Here is a 17,885-nt window from a genome sequence, read left to right on the forward strand (position 1 = left end):
TTTGACTATGAGGTGATGATATCACCTCTATTCAGGTGGCCAAATTCACTATGCCACTACACCACTACATTTTCCAACTATTACCCAGGCCTGCGAATCATCTCATCTTCATCCCTTAAATTCTCAATGTATCGATAATCGCTCGTAGAGCGGGTGACACATTTCTGTGCGGATAATAGATATATGAACCTTCCAGGCGTTGGCTGTAGCATTGCAAAACTCTGATCAGCGCCCCCTGTTCTATATCATCAGACACCAATTCCTCCGGAACATAAGCCAGTCCCAGACCTAGCCTCGCGGCTTTGGCTTCCATATAACTGTCAGCAAAGGCCCATTGTCCCTGAGGCTGATGGGTGATCTTTTTACCGTCCTGATTGAGTTCCCAGGCATACAGGCTGCCGTCGCCGAACTGGTAAGCGATGCAGGGATGACCCACTAAATCGGTGGGGGTTTGCGGAAATCCGTAGCGACGAAAGTGCTCGGGTGTGCCGACAACGGCCATCTCCATATCGGGCGAAATACGCACCGCGACCATACCGCTATCCACTTCCGAGCCCAGACGTATACCGGCATCGAAGCGTTCAGTAATAATATCGACAAACCGGCTTTCACTGATGAGCTCCAGCCGAATATCCGGGTAGCGTTGTTTAAACACCGCCAGCTTCGGCAGCAGTACTTTGTCAATGGCGTGCTGGCTGGCATTAATACGGACCGTACCCGATGGTGTATGGCGATAATGGGCCAGCGTGGCAAGCCCCATATCTAAGGCGTCAAATCCAGATTCGACGTTTTTATAGAGCAACTCGCCAGCATGGGTGAGCGATAGCTTGCGCGTGGTGCGTACCAGAAGCTGCACGCCCAGTCGTTCTTCCAGCTCGCGCACTGCACGGCTAATTCCTGACTGCGCCAGACCAAGCCTCTGTGCGGCGGCGGTAAAACTCCCTTCTCGCACGACCTGCATAAACAGATAGAGATCGTTATAGTTTTCCCTTTTCGCCATCATTCTTCCTCTGCTGCTGCATCACAATTCAGAACAATATGGTATTAATCTTAGCATTATTTACCCTCTAATCAGCACTATTAGTGCTAACTATAATATGCGCGTTGCAACAAAGCACGGCAGCGTTGGCCGTATGAAACCAGTATCTGGCACATTTTATGAAGGGGATTTTGATGACTGCTTTCACCCAAAAATTGACAGCTGCGATACCCGCCATGCTGTTATGCGCATCATTAAGTGGAGTCACAAATATGAGTTACGCTGATACAACCAATCCGAACGCGCCCGTTTCGCTGGTTGAGAAATGGGATAAAACTTTTGCTGAGAGCACGAAAGTTGATCACCGTAAGGTGACCTTTCCGAACCGGTACGGGATCACCTTAGTCGGGGATCTCTACATACCGAAGGATCGTGGAGATCGCAAGCTGGCCGCTATTGCTGTTAGTGGCCCCTTCGGGGCGGTGAAAGAGCAATCCAGTGGCCTGTATGCGCAGACGCTGGCTGAACAGGGATTTGTCACTCTGGCTTTCGACCCTTCATACACGGGTGAAAGCGGCGGCTACCCGCGAAACGTCGCATCTCCGGATATCAACACCGAGGATTTCAGCGCGGCGGTTGATTTCTTAGGCCTGCAAAAAGAGGTGGATCGCAACCGTATCGGGTTGCTCGGTATTTGCGGATGGGGCGGCATGGCTTTAAACGACGCTGCGATGGACACGCGTGTCAAGGCGGTGGCGAGCAGCGTGATGTATGACATGAGCCGTGCAATGGGTCATGGCGTGGGCGATGGCAAAGACCGCTATACCACTGCCGATCGTCGTGCCGTATTGCAGTATCTGAACATGCAGCGCTGGAAGGATGCGGAAAATGGCGCTTTCGCGCCAGGCGGGCATGACATTTACGTTGATGAGAAGGGCAACGTCACCGCTTCCGATCGTATTTTACCGGAAACTCTGCCCACGAATCCTAATCCGGTATTGAAAGAGTTCTTTGATTATTACCGCATGCCGCGTGGTTTCCATGCGCGTTCGGTCAACTCAACCGGTGCCTGGAATGCAACCATGCCGCTGTCATTTATGAATATGCCGCTGCTGAGTTACGCTAATGAAGTTACTATCCCTACACTCATCGTGACCGGCGAAAAAGCCCATTCACGCTATTTTGCTGAAGATGCCTTTAACGCGATCGGCAGCAAAGAGAAAGAGTTAGTGATTGTTCCCGGGGCAAACCATGTTGATCTGTATGACAACGTTGCGGGTAAGATCCCATTTGCCAAATTTGAGCAATTTTTCAAGGCAAACTTAAGATAACCCGAAAGGTTTACCAGGCCACCTGTCGTAAACGGGTGGCTTTTAACTGCCTGGTGTGATGCAGAATATGCCACATCGCCCTCTATTCTCACCCAACTATTATGTCGTTATTCCCTGAATAACTTCTGACCCGACTGCGCCTGAATCTGGCTGGTTCGATATTAAGGGATGCTAATAATGTTCACTATAAGTCTAAAACAATCATACGAAAAAACGCATGCATACTGGAGCGGCGTATTTGCCATGACGCTTTGCGTGTTTGTGCTGATCGCTTCTGAGTTTATGCCAGTCAGCCTGCTTACGCTCATTGCCCATGATTTACACGTTACCGAAGGGCTGGCAGGGCAAGGAATTGCTGTGTCTGGCGCGCTGGCGGTGCTTACCAGTCTGACTATCTCCCGTATTGTCGGAGACCTGAATCGAAAATATCTTCTGCTGGGGCTGACGGTCTTAATGGCCATATCGGGAATAGTTATCACCATAGCGCCTAACTATCCGGTTTATATGCTGGGGAGGGCTCTGATTGGCGTCGTCATCGGAGGATTCTGGTCAATGTCGGCTGCAACCGCCATTCGGCTCGTGCCGCAGCACCAGGTCCCCCGCGCACTGGCAATTTTTAACGGCGGCAACGCGCTGGCCACCGTTGTGGCTGCGCCGCTTGGTAGCTATCTGGGGACAACCATCGGTTGGCGTGGCACCTTTTTATGTCTGGTCCCCCTTGCGATAGCTGCGTTCATCTGGCAATGGATCAGCCTGCCTTCGATGGAAAGCGATAAAACACATAAACCACAGGGGTCTGTGCTTCGTCTGTTCAGTGTCGCCATCGTACCAACGGGACTGCTGGCCTGTGGGCTCTTCTTTATGGGACAGTTTGCTTTATTTACCTACGTGCGCCCCTTTCTGGAAAGCGTCACCAGAGTGGGAGCTTCTGATCTTTCTCTGATTTTGCTCGCAATAGGTGTAGCAGGTTTTGTCGGCACAATGCTCGTCTCAACATTCCTGAACACCATATTTTATAAGACATTAATCATGATCCCGTTGCTTATGGCAGCGATTACCAGTGCGTTACTGCTGGTCGGACACCACATCTGGGCTGTTGCCGTTTTACTCAGCCTGTGGGGGCTACTTGCAACGGCTGCGCCAACGGGGTGGTGGACATGGATAGCACGTGCGTTACCCGAAGATGCAGAGACGGGGGGAGGCCTCATGGTTGCGGTGATTCAGCTATCTATTGCACTTGGTTCAACGGCTGGAGGTCTGGTATTCGACAGTCTGGGATGGAGAAGTGCTTTTGGTTTAAGTGGTTTGTTACTTCTGGGAGCGGTGGCGATGACATGGGTCACATCCCGTCAAAGTAGGAATGCGCAGTAGCGCAATCCTTTTATTTCTGGCGTACGTTCTTTAAGGCATACGGCTGAGGGGCTAATGACCGCTCCTCGCTCATAACAGACATTCAGTACAGTTGTGACAGAAAGGTATGCATGCTGGGGGTGGGGAAGTCGTGAAAGAAAAGAAGACATCTGCGTCGTTTGACATCACTGCTATCTTCTTACGGGTTATGCAGGTCGTAGTGGGTGGCACACAAAGCTTTGCACTGGAATACAAGGCGTTGTGCTTCTCTGGAGTGCGATATGTTCTGATGACAAAAAATTAGCGCAAGAAGACAAAAATCACCTTGCGCTAATGCTCTGTTACAGGTCACTAATACCATCTAAGTAGTTGATTCATAGTGACTGCACATGCTGTGTTTTGCAGTATTATGTAGTCTATTATTTAGACCAAAATCTTCATAACACATTGATATTAATGTTTTTTACAGTTTCTTGTTCAGCTTTTTTATACTAAGTTGAGCGAAACGGGAAGGTAAAAAGACAAAAAGTTGTTTTCAATACCTTTAAGTGATGCCAGATGGTATTGCGCCATCTGGCAGAGTATTTAACTGAACATCGCAGTAATCGAGGCACTTGCCAGAGAATGGAAATGGACGTTAAAACCGACCATCGCGCCGCTGGCACCTTCATCAACATCAATACGTTCTACATCCAGCGCGTGAACGGTAAAAATGTAGCGATGGGTTTCGCCTTTCGGCGGCGCTGCGCCATCGTACCCGGTTTTACCAAAATCGGTACGCGTCTGCAAAACACCGTCTGGCATTGCCACCAGACCAGAGCCAAACCCTTGCGGCAATACGCGGGTATCAGCAGGCAAGTTAACAACGACCCAGTGCCACCAGCCGGAGCCAGTAGGCGCATCCGGATCATAACAGGTGACAACAAAACTTTTTGTTCCCGCAGGAACATCATCCCACGCCAGATGTGGCGAAATATTATCACCATCGTAACCCATGCCGTTAAAGACATGACGATGCGGTAGCTTATCGCCATCGCGCAGATCATTACTGATGAGTTTCATGAACCCTCCCTTCTTGTTTGCAGAAAGTGTAGCCAGAAACACTCACGCTGACTGCTCGTTATTGGCAAAAAAATGTTTCATCCTGCACCGCACGGTTAACTGCTGCAGTCAGACGCTGCAGCTGCTCCGGGCGAATAATATAGGGCGGCATCAGGTATATAAGCTTGCCAAAAGGCCGGATCCAGACGCCCTGTTCGACAAAGAATTTTTGCAGTACTGCCATATTCACCGGGCGAGTGGTTTCTACTACACCAATTGCCCCCAGTACGCGGACATCGGCAACCATTTCGGCATCACGGACTGGTGCCAGTTGCTCATGTAGCTGCGCTTCAATACTTGCCACCTGCTGTTGCCATTCGCCGGATTCGATAATTGTCAGGCTGGCGTTTGCTGCAGCGCAGGCCAGCGGATTGCCCATAAAAGTTGGCCCATGCATAAAGCAGCCGGCTTCGCCGTTACTGATGGTTTCAGCGACCAGACGCGTGGTGAGCGTGGCGGAAAGGGTCATCGTACCGCCGGTTAAGGCTTTGCCGAGGCATAAAATATCCGGCGCGATCCCCGCATGTTCGCAGGCAAACAGTTTGCCGGTGCGACCAAAACCAGTCGCTATTTCGTCAGCAATCAGCAAGATACCTTCACGATCGCACATTTTGCGGATTCGTTTTAACCATTCAGGATGGTAGATGCGCATTCCGCCAGCGCCCTGAACAATCGGTTCAATGATTACGGCGGCGATATCATGACGATGCGCCGCCATCAGGCGGGCAAAGCCCACCATATCGCGCTCATCCCATTCGCCGCCCATGCGGCTTTGCGGGGCGGGAGCAAACAAGTTTTCCGGCAGATATCCCTTCCACAGACTGTGCATTGAATTGTCCGGATCGCACACCGACATCGCGCCAAAGGTATCGCCATGATAACCATTGCGGAAAGTCAGAAAACGCTGGCGCGCTTCACCTTTGGCCTGCCAGTACTGCAACGCCATTTTCATCGCCACTTCCACCGCCACGGAACCGGAGTCTGCGAGAAAAACGCATTCCAGCGGTTGCGGCGTCATCGCCACCAGTTTGCGGCACAGCTCAATGGCTGGCGCATGGGTGATACCGCCAAACATCACATGCGACATGGCATCAATTTGCGACTTCATTGCGGCATTAAGCTGCGGGTGATTGTAGCCGTGGATCGCCGCCCACCAGGACGACATACCGTCAACCAGGCGTCTGCCGTCAGACAAAATCAACTCGCAACCTTCTGCACTCGCCACCGGATAAACCGGCAGCGGGGAGGTCATGGATGTGTACGGATGCCAGATATGGCGTTGGTCAAAGGCAAGATCGTCCGTTGTCATAATCGACTTGTAAACCAAATTGAAAAGATTTAGGTTTACAAGTCTACACCGAATTAACAACAAAAAACACGTTTTGGAGAAGCCCCATGGCTCACCGCCCACGCTGGACATTGTCGCAAGTCACAGAATTATTTGAAAAACCATTGCTGGATCTGCTGTTTGAAGCGCAGCAGGTGCATCGTCAGCATTTCGATCCTCGTCAGGTACAGGTTAGTACTTTGCTGTCGATTAAAACCGGCGCCTGTCCTGAAGATTGCAAATACTGTCCGCAAAGCTCGCGCTATAAAACTGGGCTGGAAGCCGAGCGGTTGATGGAAGTTGAGCAGGTGCTGGAGTCGGCGCGCAAAGCGAAGGCGGCGGGATCGACGCGCTTCTGCATGGGCGCGGCGTGGAAAAATCCCCACGAGCGCGATATGCCGTACCTGGAACAAATGGTGCAGGGGGTAAAAGCAATGGGTCTGGAAGCGTGTATGACGCTGGGCACATTGAGCGAATCTCAGGCGCAGCGCCTCGCGAATGCTGGACTGGATTACTATAACCACAACCTCGACACCTCGCCGGAGTTTTACGGCAATATCATCACCACACGTACTTATCAGGAACGCCTCGATACGCTGGAAAAAGTGCGCGAAGCCGGGATCAAAGTCTGTTCAGGCGGCATTGTGGGCTTAGGTGAAACGGTGAAAGATCGTGCCGGATTATTGCTGCAACTGGCGAATCTGCCGACGCCGCCGGAAAGCGTGCCAATCAACATGCTGGTGAAGGTGAAAGGCACACCGCTGGCCGATAACGAGGATGTCGATGCCTTTGATTTTATTCGCACCATTGCGGTGGCGCGGATCATGATGCCGACTTCCTATGTCCGCCTTTCTGCCGGACGCGAACAGATGAACGAACAGACCCAGGCAATGTGCTTTATGGCCGGGGCTAACTCGATTTTCTACGGCTGCAAACTGCTGACCACGCCGAATCCGGAAGAAGATAAAGACCTGCAACTGTTCCGCAAACTGGGACTGAATCCGCAACAAACCGCCGTGCTGGCGGGCGATAACGAACAACAGCAGCGTCTGGAGCAGGCACTGATGACCCCGGATACCGACGAATATTACAACGCGGCAGCACTATGACCTGGCAGGAGAAAATTGATGCGGCGCTTGATGCGCGGCGTGCTGCAGATGCCCTGCGTCGCCGTTATCCGGTGGCGCAAGGGGCCGGACGCTGGCTGGTGGCGGATGATCGCCAGTATCTGAACTTTTCCAGCAATGATTACCTCGGTTTAAGCCATCATCCGCACATCATCCGTGCCTGGCAGCAGGGTGCAGAAAAGTTTGGTGTCGGTAGCGGCGGCTCCGGGCATGTTAGCGGTTATAACGTGGCGCATCAGGCGCTGGAAGAGGAACTGGCGCAGTGGCTGGGCTATTCGCGTGCGCTGCTGTTTATCTCCGGTTTTGCTGCTAACCAGGCGGTCATTACCGCGATGATGGCGAAAGAGGACCGTATCGTTGCCGACCGCCTTAGCCATGCCTCATTGCTGGAGGCCGCCAGTTTAAGCCCGGCGCAGCTTCGCCGTTTTGCCCATAACGATGCCGCTCATCTGGAACGTCTGCTTGCTAGCTCCTGTCCGGGGCGGCAACTGGTGGTGACAGAAGGCGTGTTTAGTATGGACGGCGATAGTGCGCCGCTTACGGAAATTCAGCAGGTAACGCATCAGCAAAACGCCTGGTTAATGGTCGACGATGCCCACGGTACCGGGGTTATCGGTGAGCAGGGGCGAGGCAGCTGCTGGCAGCAAAAGGTGAAGCCGGAACTGCTGGTGGTCACTTTTGGCAAAGGATTTGGTGTCAGCGGAGCGGCGGTGCTTTGCTCTAATACCGTGGCGGATTATCTGCTGCAATTTGCCCGTCATCTTATCTACAGCACCAGTATGCCGCCCGCTCAGGCGCAGGCATTGCGTGCATCGCTGGCGGTTATTCGCAGCGAAGAGGGAGATGCACGGCGCGAAAAACTGGTGGCTCTGATCGCACGTTTCCGTGCCGGAGTGCAGGGCTCGCCATTTACTCTTGCTGATTCACGTAGCGCCATCCAGCCATTAATCGTAGGCGATAACAGTCGTGCATTACGACTGGCAGAAACACTGCGTCAGCAAGGTTGCTGGGTAACGGCGATTCGCCCGCCAACCGTCCCCGTCGGCACTGCGCGACTGCGCCTGACGTTGACTGCGGCCCATGAAACACAGGATATCGACCGCCTGCTGGAGGTGCTGCATGGCAACGGTCAATAAACAAGCCATTGCGGCGGCATTTGGTCGGGCAGCCTCACAGTATGAACAACACGCAGAGTTACAGCGCCAGAGCGCCGATGCCTTGCTGGCAATGCTCCCGCAGCGTAAATACGCCAGAGTGCTGGACGCTGGCTGTGGACCTGGCTGGATGAGCCGCCACTGGCGCGAGCATTGTCAGCAAGTCATGGCGCTCGATCTTTCGCCGACGATGCTTGCGCAGGCGCGCCAACAAGATGCCGCAGATTATTATCTGGCGGGCGATATCGAATCCTTACCGCTGGCGAACGAGACGTTTGATCTGGCGTGGAGCAACCTTGCCGTGCAGTGGTGTGGCGAGTTATCCACGGCATTATGCGAGCTTTGCCGAGTAGTACGTCCCGGCGGCGTGGTGGCGTTTACCACCCTGGCGCAGGGTTCGCTCCCTGAATTACATCAGGCGTGGCAAGCGGTAGACGAACGCCCGCATGCCAATCACTTTTTACCGCCCGCTGACATTGAACAGGCGCTGAAAGGTTTTCGTTATCAACACAATATGCAACCTGTCACGCTGTGCTTTGATGATGCGCTCAGTGCCATGCGTTCCCTGAAAGGCATTGGCGCAACGCATCTTCACGAAGGGCGCGACCCGCGAATATTAACGCGTTCACAGCTACAGCAACTGCAACTGGCCTGGCCGCAAAAACAGGGGCGATATCCTCTGACTTATCATCTTTTTTTGGGAGTGATTGCTCGTGAGTAAACGCTATTTTGTTACCGGAACAGACACCGAAGTGGGGAAAACCGTCGCCAGTTGTGCGCTTTTACAGGCCGCGAAGGCGGCAGGCTACCGGACGGTAGGTTACAAACCTGTTGCCTCCGGCAGTGAAATAACGGCAGAAGGATTACGCAATAGCGACGCACTGGCGTTGCAACGCAACAGTAGCCTGCAACTGGATTACGCCACGGTAAATCCTTACACCTTCGCAGAACCCACCTCGCCGCATATCATCAGCGCGCAAGAGGGCAGGCCGATTGAGTCATCAGTAATGAGCGCCGGATTACGCGCACTTGAACAACAGGCTGACTGGGTGTTAGTGGAAGGTGCAGGAGGCTGGTTTACGCCGCTTTCTGATTCTTTCACTTTTGCGGATTGGGTAACGCAAGAACAACTGCCAGTGATACTGGTTGTGGGCGTGAAACTCGGTTGTATTAATCACGCGATGCTGACCGCACAGGCTGTACAGCAAGTCGGACTTACCCTTGCAGGGTGGGTAGCGAACGATGTCACTCCACCGGGCAAACGTCATGCTGAATATATGGCCACGCTCAAGCGGATGATTTCCGCACCGCTGCTTGGGGAGATCCCGTGGCTTGATGAACCCCCTGAAAACGCGCTAACCGGAAAGTACCTCAATCTCACCGCATTGTTGTAGCAATATATTTGGTTAAAGTGCGAGCGAGATCGCGTCGTCTGTTGCCTGCAATTTAACCAATTAAATTTTAAAAGAATCGAGAAAAAATATTTACGCCCACAATATGCGGTTAGTGTGGGAATTGCCCAGGCGGCAGGGCATACGGGCTGCAGGCAGTTATCCACTATTCCTGTGGATAACCATGTGCATTAGAGTTAGAAAACGCGATGCAAGCGAGAGAATACGCGGCTTGCACGCGAATTGACGCGAAAGAAGGCTTGAGAAAATATTTGTTATTTTTCAATTAATTAAATAAAAGCAATGGCAGTCATGAAAGTGACATCTCTTGCCATAAATCCGTCATCAGTCATCTTGACAATTGTTAAAAAAGCCGTTGCTTTGGGGATAACCCCGCAAGCCTGGAGTTTTATCTCGTCACTGAGCAAATTATGCTCATGATTGACACCTTCGTTGACGATGTAACAGAAATAATGTGGCGTGAAACTGTTTTTTTATCCAGTATAATTTGTTGGCATTATTAAGCACGACGAGTAAAATTACATACCTGCCCGCCCACTCCTTCAGGTAGCGACTTATGAGTAAACCGTTCAAACTGAATTCCGCTTTCAAACCTTCTGGCGATCAGCCTGAGGCAATTCGACGCCTCGAAGAGGGACTTGAAGATGGCCTGGCTCACCAGACTCTACTTGGCGTAACGGGCTCCGGGAAAACATTTACCATCGCTAACGTCATCGCTGACCTTCAGCGCCCGACGATGGTGCTGGCGCCCAACAAAACGCTGGCGGCCCAGTTGTACGGCGAGATGAAAGAATTTTTCCCGGAAAATGCGGTGGAATACTTCGTCTCTTACTATGACTACTATCAGCCGGAAGCCTATGTGCCGAGTTCTGACACCTTCATTGAAAAAGATGCCTCGGTAAACGAACATATTGAACAGATGCGGCTTTCAGCGACTAAAGCTTTGCTGGAGCGCCGCGATGTGGTGGTGGTCGCCTCTGTTTCAGCCATCTACGGTCTGGGCGACCCTGACTTATATCTTAAGATGATGCTGCATCTGACGGTCGGCATGATTATCGATCAGCGCGCGATTCTGCGGCGTCTGGCGGAACTGCAATACACCCGCAACGACCAGGCGTTCCAGCGCGGGACTTTCCGTGTTCGCGGAGAAGTGATTGATATTTTTCCGGCGGAGTCCGACGACGTTGCGCTACGTGTTGAATTGTTCGACGAAGAGGTAGAGAGGCTGTCGCTTTTCGACCCGTTAACAGGGCAGATTATCTCAACCATTCCCCGCTTTACCATCTATCCGAAAACACACTACGTTACCCCGCGTGAGCGTATTGTGCAGGCAATGGAAGAGATCAAAGAAGAGCTGGCCGATCGGCGCAAAGTGCTGCTGGCAAATAACAAGCTGCTGGAAGAACAACGCCTGACTCAGCGTACCCAGTTTGATCTGGAGATGATGAACGAGCTGGGTTATTGCTCAGGCATTGAAAACTATTCGCGCTTTCTTTCCGGTCGTGGACCCGGTGAGCCACCGCCGACGCTGTTTGATTATCTACCCGCCGATGGTCTGTTGGTGGTCGATGAATCCCACGTGACTATTCCGCAAATTGGCGGCATGTATCGAGGCGATCGGGCGCGTAAAGAGACGCTGGTAGAGTACGGTTTCCGCCTGCCCTCGGCGCTGGATAACCGTCCGCTGAAGTTCGAAGAGTTCGAGGCATTAGCACCGCAAACCATCTATGTTTCTGCGACCCCCGGTAATTACGAGCTGGAGAAATCCGGTGGCGACGTGGTGGATCAGGTGGTGCGTCCAACAGGACTGCTGGACCCGATTATCGAAGTGCGCCCGGTAGCGACCCAGGTTGATGATCTTCTTTCAGAAATTCGCCTGCGGGCGGCAATTAACGAACGCGTACTGGTCACGACGTTGACTAAGCGGATGGCGGAAGATCTCACCGAATATCTGGAAGAACACGGTGAACGCGTGCGTTATCTTCACTCGGATATCGACACCGTCGAGCGTATGGAAATCATCCGCGACTTGCGTCTGGGCGAGTTCGATGTGTTGGTTGGCATCAACTTACTGCGCGAAGGTCTGGATATGCCGGAAGTCTCGCTGGTGGCGATCCTCGATGCCGACAAAGAAGGCTTCCTGCGTTCAGAACGTTCGCTGATCCAGACCATTGGTCGTGCAGCGCGTAACATCAACGGCAAAGCGATTCTCTACGGCGACAAGATAACCCCGTCGATGGCGAAAGCGATTGGCGAAACGGAACGTCGTCGTGAGAAACAGCAGCGGTACAACGAAGAGCATGGTATTACGCCACAAGGGCTTAACAAGAAAGTGGTCGATATCCTGGCGCTGGGGCAGAACATTGCTAAAACCAAAGCGAAGGGCAGAGGAAAATCGCGCCCGATTGTCGAACCGGATAATGTGCCGATGGATATGTCGCCTAAAGCGTTGCAGCAGAAAATCCATGAACTGGAAGGTCAGATGATGCAACACGCGCAAAACCTCGAATTCGAAGAGGCGGCACAAATTCGTGATCAGTTGCATCAGTTGCGTGAGTTGTTTATTGCAGCTTCGTAACAGGATAGCGAAGAAGACAGATGACAAATGAAAAACAGCCTGATGCGCTACGCTTATCAGGCCTACATTTTCTCTGCAATATATTGAATTTGCGCGGTTTGCACGCCGCATCCGGCATGAACAACGCGCGCTTTGTCAGCAATCTGAAGCCGGAATGTTCTTCCGGTTTTCCGTTAACCCAACGCCTGTAATGCCTTTTCCAGCGCGTTATGTAACAACTGGCGGTCATGACGATAGGGAATATCGCTGGCCTCCAGTACGTCCTGAATGACTAATCTGTCGTTAACCATAGAAACATCCACCTTCGGTCCGACAATTACCGCATCAATCACCTTTTTACCGACATACTGCTCCATAATCGCCAGCTTGTTTTCCAGCTTCAGATTCGCCGCAGGCAGGCTTAATTCTCTTCCCAAATTGCCAATATAAACCATCGGGGCTGGAGAGCGGCGTAGCGCCTGTGCCATTTCCTCAAGCAGCAGGATTGGCATCAGGCTGGTATAAAAACTCCCAGGCCCGATAATTATCAGGTCAGCCTCATTGATCGCCAGCACCGCTTCACGAGTGGCAGGTACGTTGGGGGTTAAAAGTAGTTCCTGAATCGGCGTAGTTAACTGATCGATATTGACCTCGCCGTAAACTTCGTGTCCCTGATCATCAATGGCCATCAGATCAACGGGATGCTCTGACATCGGAATTAATTGCGCGTCTACTTTCAGCAGATTACGAATCAAATTGATGGCTTCCAGAGGCCGCACGCTAAGGTGATCCAGCGCCTTTAACATCAAGTTTCCAAGGTTATGCCCGGAAAGTTCGCCATTACCGCCAAAACGGTATTCAAACATCGCGGAAGCGACGCTCGGTTCCGTTATCAGCTGGTTTAGACAGTTGCGCATATCGCCCCAGGCAATACCGCCTTCCGAGCGACGAATACGGCCCGTCGAACCACCATTATCAGTAGTGGTTACGATGCCCGTTAAACGAGAACCTAAAGACGAAAGTGATGAGAGAACGCGTCCCAGTCCATGCCCCCCGCCGAGAGCAACGACACGATCAAGGTCAGCCAGCGTACGATTGCGCATATACATTCCTGAAGTCAGATTATCCGCGCTACAGTAGCGCAAATTACGGGGAGACAGCAATTAGCCTGCCAATATTGAGGATACAACTCATGGTTTTCTACCTCCAAAGGACGATACTCGCTCTGCATCCCTGATGATGTATATCAAAGTAAAACCGCCATTTTCCCTTATTCTGTAGCGAAATAGGCCGATCATGACGCTATATACATGATTACATAGCGAAAAGGGTGAATGGTAAAAATCTCATTTACGCGCTAGTATCGGCATAACCACTAAACACTCTAGCCTCTGCACCTGGGTCAACTGATATGGTGCTTTGGCCGTGACAATGCTTTGAAAGGTTGCCACCAGGGCGAAGGAAGAAATGACTTCGCCTCCCGTATCTGGAAAGGTGTACATGGCTTCACAACTGACTGATGCATTTGCGCGTAAGTTTTATTACTTGCGCCTGTCGATTACCGATGTGTGTAACTTTCGTTGCACATATTGCCTGCCGGATGGCTACAAGCCGAGCGGCGTCACCAATAAAGGCTTTCTGACCGTCGATGAAATTCGCCGGGTTACACGCGCCTTTGCCAGTCTGGGTACCGAAAAAGTCCGTCTGACAGGCGGTGAGCCGTCTTTACGTCGCGACTTTACCGATATCATCGCCGCTGTACGAGAAAACGATGCTATCCGCCAGATTGCGGTCACCACTAATGGTTACCGTCTGGAACGCGACGTGGCGAACTGGCGCGATGCCGGCCTGACGGGCATTAACGTCAGCGTTGATAGCCTCGATGCCCGTCAGTTTCATGCTATTACCGGTCAGGATAAATTCAACCAGGTAATGGCGGGCATCGATGCCGCATTTGAAGCCGGTTTTGAGAAGGTCAAAGTCAATACCGTGCTGATGCGCGATGTCAATCATCACCAACTCGACACCTTTCTGAACTGGATCCAGCATCGCCCTATCCAGTTGCGTTTCATCGAACTGATGGAAACAGGCGAGGGCAGTGAACTCTTCCGTAAGCACCATATTTCTGGTCAGGTTCTGCGTGACGAGCTGCTGCGTCGCGGCTGGATCCATCAACTGCGTCAACGCAGCGACGGCCCGGCGCAAGTCTTTTGTCATCCGGATTACGCCGGAGAGATCGGCCTAATCATGCCGTATGAAAAAGACTTCTGTGCCACCTGCAACCGTCTGCGCGTCTCCTCCATTGGTAAACTCCACCTCTGCCTGTTTGGTGAGGGCGGCGTTAATCTGCGCGATCTACTGGAAGATGATACCCAGCAACAGGCGCTGGAAGCGCGTATTTCAGCGGCGCTGCGGGAGAAAAAACAGACCCATTTCCTGCATCAAAACAACACCGGTATTACGCAAAACTTATCGTACATTGGCGGTTAAAACGTCAAAAGGAGAGATCAGATGAGTCAGGTAAGCACTGAATTTATCCCGACCCGTATTGCTATTCTTACGGTTTCTAATCGTCGCGGTGAAGAAGACGATACCTCCGGTCACTATCTGCGCGATTCTGCGCAGGAAGCGGGCCATCATGTTGTAGATAAAGCTATTGTCAAAGAAAACCGCTACGCCATCCGTGCTCAGGTATCTGCGTGGATAGCCAGCGACGATGTACAAGTGGTGTTGATTACTGGCGGTACTGGCCTGACTGAAGGCGATCAGGCACCTGAAGCATTGCTGCCGCTGTTCGACCGTGAAGTCGAAGGTTTTGGCGAAGTGTTCCGTATGCTGTCGTTTGAAGAGATTGGCACCGCAACGTTGCAATCCCGTGCGGTAGCGGGCGTCGCTAACAAGACGCTGATTTTCGCCATGCCTGGTTCAACCAAAGCGTGTCGCACCGCCTGGGAAAACATCATCGCGCCGCAGCTGGACGCCCGTACGCGTCCGTGCAATTTCCATCCACATTTGAAGAAATAAGTATGTCGCAACTGACCCATATCAATGCCGCTGGCGAAGCGCACATGGTGGATGTCTCCGCCAAAGCGGAAACCGTACGTGAAGCGCGAGCTGAAGCTTTTGTCACCATGCGCAGCGAGACGTTGGCGATGATCATCGATGGTCGCCACCACAAAGGCGACGTGTTTGCTACTGCGCGTATTGCCGGTATTCAGGCAGCAAAACGCACCTGGGATCTGATCCCGCTGTGTCATCCGCTGATGCTCAGTAAAGTCGAAGTCAATTTACAGGCCGAGCCGGAGAATAATCGGGTACGTATTGAAACACTTTGTCGCCTGACCGGGAAAACCGGTGTCGAAATGGAAGCATTAACGGCGGCCTCCGTGGCCGCGCTGACCATCTACGATATGTGTAAAGCGGTGCAAAAAGATATGGTGATTGGTCCGGTACGTTTGCTGGCGAAAAGTGGCGGCAAGTCAGGTGACTTTAAGGTGGAAGCGGATGATTAACGTTCTTTTTTTCGCCCAGGTGCGCGAGCTGGTGGGGACCGATGCAATCGAAGTGACTGCGGATTTCCCAACCGTAGAAGTATTACGTCAACACCTGGCTGCGCAGAGCGATCGCTGGGCGCTGGCACTGGAAGATGGCAAATTACTGGCTGCCGTCAACCAGACGCTGGTGAGTTTTGACCATCCGCTGACTGACGGCGACGAAGTGGCTTTCTTCCCGCCGGTAACCGGAGGATAAGATGGCAGAAACCAAAATTGTTGTCGGACCTCAACCGTTCAGCGTAGGGGAAGAGTACCCGTGGCTGGCGGAGCGTGACGAAGACGGTGCAGTGGTCACCTTTACCGGAAAGGTGCGCAACCATAACCTGGGGGACAGCGTAAAAGCATTAACCCTCGAACACTATCCGGGGATGACTGAAAAAGCACTGGCTGAAATCGTTGATGAAGCGCGTAACCGCTGGCCGCTGGGAAGAGTAACGGTTATTCATCGCATTGGCGAATTATGGCCGGGTGATGAAATCGTTTTTGTCGGCGTTACCAGTGCGCACCGTAGCAGTGCGTTTGAGGCCGGGCAGTTTATTATGGATTATCTCAAAACCCGCGCGCCGTTCTGGAAGCGCGAAGCCACGCCGGAAGGCGACCGCTGGGTCGAAGCCCGGGAGAGCGATCAGCAGGCGGCAAAACGCTGGTAGTTTTTAGTATGCCGGATACCGCACAGTTGCATCCGGCAATTTCTCCGCTCTGGACATGCGTTTACGCGGCGTCGATGCACACCCTCCTCATTTGCAGTATCCTTAAGATATTCCTTATATCTTCAGGAGAAAGTCATGGACAGATTCCCACGTTCTGATTCAATCGTACAAACCCGAGCTGGCCTGCAAACCTATATGGCACAGGTCTATGGCTGGATGACAGTGGGCTTGCTGCTTACTGCATTTGTTGCCTGGTATGCGGCCAATTCCGCCGCCGTTATGGAGCTGTTATTCACCAACCGCATCTTTTTAATTGGTCTGGTAATAGCGCAATTAGCTCTGGTTATTGTGTTATCAGCGATGATTCAAAAGCTGAGTGCAGGCGTGACAACCATGCTCTTTATGCTTTATTCGGCGCTGACTGGCCTGACGCTTTCCAGTATTTTCATTGTCTATACTGCTGCCTCTATCGCCAGTACCTTCGTCGTTACTGCCGGGATGTTCGGCGCAATGAGCCTGTATGGTTACACCACGAAACGCGATTTAAGCGGCTTCGGCAATATGCTGTTTATGGCGTTAATCGGTATTGTCATCGCCTCGCTGGTGAACTTCTGGCTGAAAAGTGAGGCATTAATGTGGGCAGTCACCTACATCGGTGTGATTGTCTTTGTCGGCCTGACGGCGTATGACACTCAGAAATTGAAAAATATGGGTGAGCAGATTGATACCCGCGACACGTCGAACCTGCGTAAATACTCCATTCTTGGCGCGTTAACCTTGTATCTGGACTTCATCAACCTGTTCCTGATGTTGCTGCGGATATTTGGCAACCGCCGTTAATTCTTTTTTCACCATCAATATCCCGGCCAGGTGCCGGGATTTTTTTCGGATTTTATAAAGACTATTCCGCTCATTTACATGAGAATTGAATCGCCACAAATGCCAGACTATGTCCACTGCATCATTTCAGGGACAGATAACGCATTTGAACAGACGATCCTCTGCTACTCAATTACAGCAAAAAAGCGCTTTGCGCAGCAAAATGCTGCCCCTCATTTGGTGGCGATTGTCGTTGCTAGTTTAGCGTCTGTGTCTGTCATAAATAAAAAGGTTTATGAAATGTTCAAAGATAAAAATATAGCAGAAGATATCAGCGCATTAATGCTCGATATTGGTTCTATATTAGATGCGTCAGTATCACGTGTTCAGCAAACTTGCGATGAATCTGAGCTTAATACTTATCGTTCCGCCGTTGGTGAAATAATGGGGCGCATGCTAATCGACATCATGAACCCCATCTATAAACAGCATCCCGAACTTAAACCAAAAGAACTTAACTAAAC

18 protein-coding genes and 1 riboswitch are annotated in these 17,885 nt (G+C 51.8%); of the genes, 14 read left to right on the forward strand and 4 right to left on the reverse strand.

The window, feature by feature from the left end; genetic code table 11:
- Positions 1 to 115: 115 nt before the first annotated feature.
- A complete protein-coding gene (locus A9180_RS18785; protein WP_064530080.1) occupies positions 116 to 1,000 on the reverse strand; it encodes a LysR family transcriptional regulator in 885 nt (294 codons plus the stop codon).
- Between the two features lie 173 nt (positions 1,001 to 1,173).
- Between A9180_RS18785 and A9180_RS18790 the strand changes: the two genes are divergently transcribed.
- Both A9180_RS18790 and A9180_RS18795 read left to right on the forward strand, forming a co-directional pair.
- A complete protein-coding gene (locus A9180_RS18790) occupies positions 1,174 to 2,310 on the forward strand; it encodes an alpha/beta hydrolase (protein ID WP_010350796.1) in 1,137 nt (378 codons plus the stop codon).
- 177 nt (positions 2,311 to 2,487) lie between these two features.
- Positions 2,488 to 3,681: an MFS transporter gene (locus tag A9180_RS18795; protein ID WP_064530081.1), complete on the forward strand. Its 1,194-nt coding sequence runs from the start codon at positions 2,488 to 2,490 to the stop codon at positions 3,679 to 3,681.
- Between the two features lie 564 nt (positions 3,682 to 4,245).
- Here A9180_RS18795 and A9180_RS18800 read toward each other — a convergent pair.
- Both A9180_RS18800 and bioA read right to left on the reverse strand, forming a co-directional pair.
- On the reverse strand, positions 4,246 to 4,722 hold the full coding sequence (locus tag A9180_RS18800; RefSeq protein ID WP_000767391.1) for a kinase inhibitor: 477 nt from the start codon (positions 4,720 to 4,722) through the stop codon (positions 4,246 to 4,248).
- Positions 4,723 to 4,780: 58 nt separating this feature from the next.
- A complete protein-coding gene (gene bioA / locus A9180_RS18805; protein ID WP_074399642.1) occupies positions 4,781 to 6,070 on the reverse strand; it encodes an adenosylmethionine--8-amino-7-oxononanoate transaminase in 1,290 nt (429 codons plus the stop codon).
- An 86-nt stretch (positions 6,071 to 6,156) separates the two neighbouring features.
- On the opposite strand from bioA, the gene bioB reads away from it, so the two are divergent.
- The 5 genes from bioB (at position 6,157) to uvrB (ending at position 12,359) form a co-directional block, all read left to right on the forward strand.
- Entirely contained in the window at positions 6,157 to 7,197 is a 1,041-nt protein-coding gene (gene bioB, locus A9180_RS18810; RefSeq protein ID WP_064530083.1) for a biotin synthase BioB, read from the forward strand.
- Positions 7,194 to 8,351 carry an 8-amino-7-oxononanoate synthase gene (gene bioF, locus A9180_RS18815; protein WP_064530084.1) on the forward strand — a complete coding sequence of 386 codons (1,158 nt, stop codon included), beginning with the start codon at positions 7,194 to 7,196 and terminating at the stop codon, positions 8,349 to 8,351. The genes bioB and bioF overlap by 4 nt, the downstream gene beginning before the upstream one ends.
- Positions 8,335 to 9,090, forward strand: a complete 756-nt coding sequence (gene bioC, locus A9180_RS18820) for a malonyl-ACP O-methyltransferase BioC (protein ID WP_064530085.1) — start codon at positions 8,335 to 8,337, stop codon at positions 9,088 to 9,090. Before bioF ends, bioC begins: the two co-directional genes overlap by 17 nt.
- On the forward strand, positions 9,083 to 9,763 hold the full coding sequence (gene bioD / locus A9180_RS18825; protein WP_064530086.1) for a dethiobiotin synthase: 681 nt from the start codon (positions 9,083 to 9,085) through the stop codon (positions 9,761 to 9,763). The genes bioC and bioD overlap by 8 nt, the downstream gene beginning before the upstream one ends.
- Before the next feature lie 574 nt (positions 9,764 to 10,337).
- Complete coding sequence (gene uvrB, locus A9180_RS18830) at positions 10,338 to 12,359, forward strand: excinuclease ABC subunit UvrB (protein ID WP_064530087.1); 2,022 nt, start codon at positions 10,338 to 10,340, stop codon at positions 12,357 to 12,359.
- Between the two features lie 173 nt (positions 12,360 to 12,532).
- Here uvrB and yvcK read toward each other — a convergent pair whose 3' ends face one another.
- Positions 12,533 to 13,441, reverse strand: a complete 909-nt coding sequence (gene yvcK / locus A9180_RS18835; protein ID WP_064530088.1) for a uridine diphosphate-N-acetylglucosamine-binding protein YvcK — start codon at positions 13,439 to 13,441, stop codon at positions 12,533 to 12,535.
- 265 nt (positions 13,442 to 13,706) lie between these two features.
- A riboswitch (molybdenum cofactor riboswitch) is annotated at positions 13,707 to 13,851 on the forward strand.
- Here yvcK and moaA point away from each other — a divergent pair.
- The 7 genes from moaA to A9180_RS25030 all read left to right on the forward strand — a co-directional run bounded on the left by moaA (position 13,839) and on the right by A9180_RS25030 (position 17,883).
- On the forward strand, positions 13,839 to 14,828 hold the full coding sequence (moaA, locus tag A9180_RS18840; protein ID WP_001295301.1) for a GTP 3',8-cyclase MoaA: 990 nt from the start codon (positions 13,839 to 13,841) through the stop codon (positions 14,826 to 14,828). (Overlaps the previous riboswitch by 13 nt.)
- 21 nt (positions 14,829 to 14,849) lie before the next feature.
- Entirely contained in the window at positions 14,850 to 15,362 is a 513-nt protein-coding gene (gene moaB / locus A9180_RS18845) for a molybdenum cofactor biosynthesis protein B (RefSeq protein WP_000084634.1), read from the forward strand.
- 2 nt (positions 15,363 to 15,364) lie between these two features.
- Complete coding sequence (gene moaC, locus A9180_RS18850; protein ID WP_064530089.1) at positions 15,365 to 15,850, forward strand: cyclic pyranopterin monophosphate synthase MoaC; 486 nt, start codon at positions 15,365 to 15,367, stop codon at positions 15,848 to 15,850.
- On the forward strand, positions 15,843 to 16,088 hold the full coding sequence (gene moaD, locus A9180_RS18855; RefSeq protein WP_064530090.1) for a molybdopterin synthase sulfur carrier subunit: 246 nt from the start codon (positions 15,843 to 15,845) through the stop codon (positions 16,086 to 16,088). Before moaC ends, moaD begins: the two co-directional genes overlap by 8 nt.
- Position 16,089: 1 nt before the next feature.
- A complete protein-coding gene (moaE, locus tag A9180_RS18860; protein WP_000852287.1) occupies positions 16,090 to 16,542 on the forward strand; it encodes a molybdopterin synthase catalytic subunit MoaE in 453 nt (150 codons plus the stop codon).
- Between the two features lie 135 nt (positions 16,543 to 16,677).
- Positions 16,678 to 17,382 carry a Bax inhibitor-1/YccA family protein gene (locus A9180_RS18865; protein WP_064530091.1) on the forward strand — a complete coding sequence of 235 codons (705 nt, stop codon included), beginning with the start codon at positions 16,678 to 16,680 and terminating at the stop codon, positions 17,380 to 17,382.
- Between the two features lie 99 nt (positions 17,383 to 17,481).
- Positions 17,482 to 17,883 carry a hypothetical protein gene (locus A9180_RS25030; protein ID WP_241957084.1) on the forward strand — a complete coding sequence of 134 codons (402 nt, stop codon included), beginning with the start codon at positions 17,482 to 17,484 and terminating at the stop codon, positions 17,881 to 17,883.
- Positions 17,884 to 17,885: the final 2 nt, after the last annotated feature.

The organism is Escherichia sp. B1147 (genome assembly GCF_001660175.1).
Taxonomy (GTDB): Bacteria; Pseudomonadota; Gammaproteobacteria; order Enterobacterales; family Enterobacteriaceae; genus Escherichia; species Escherichia whittamii.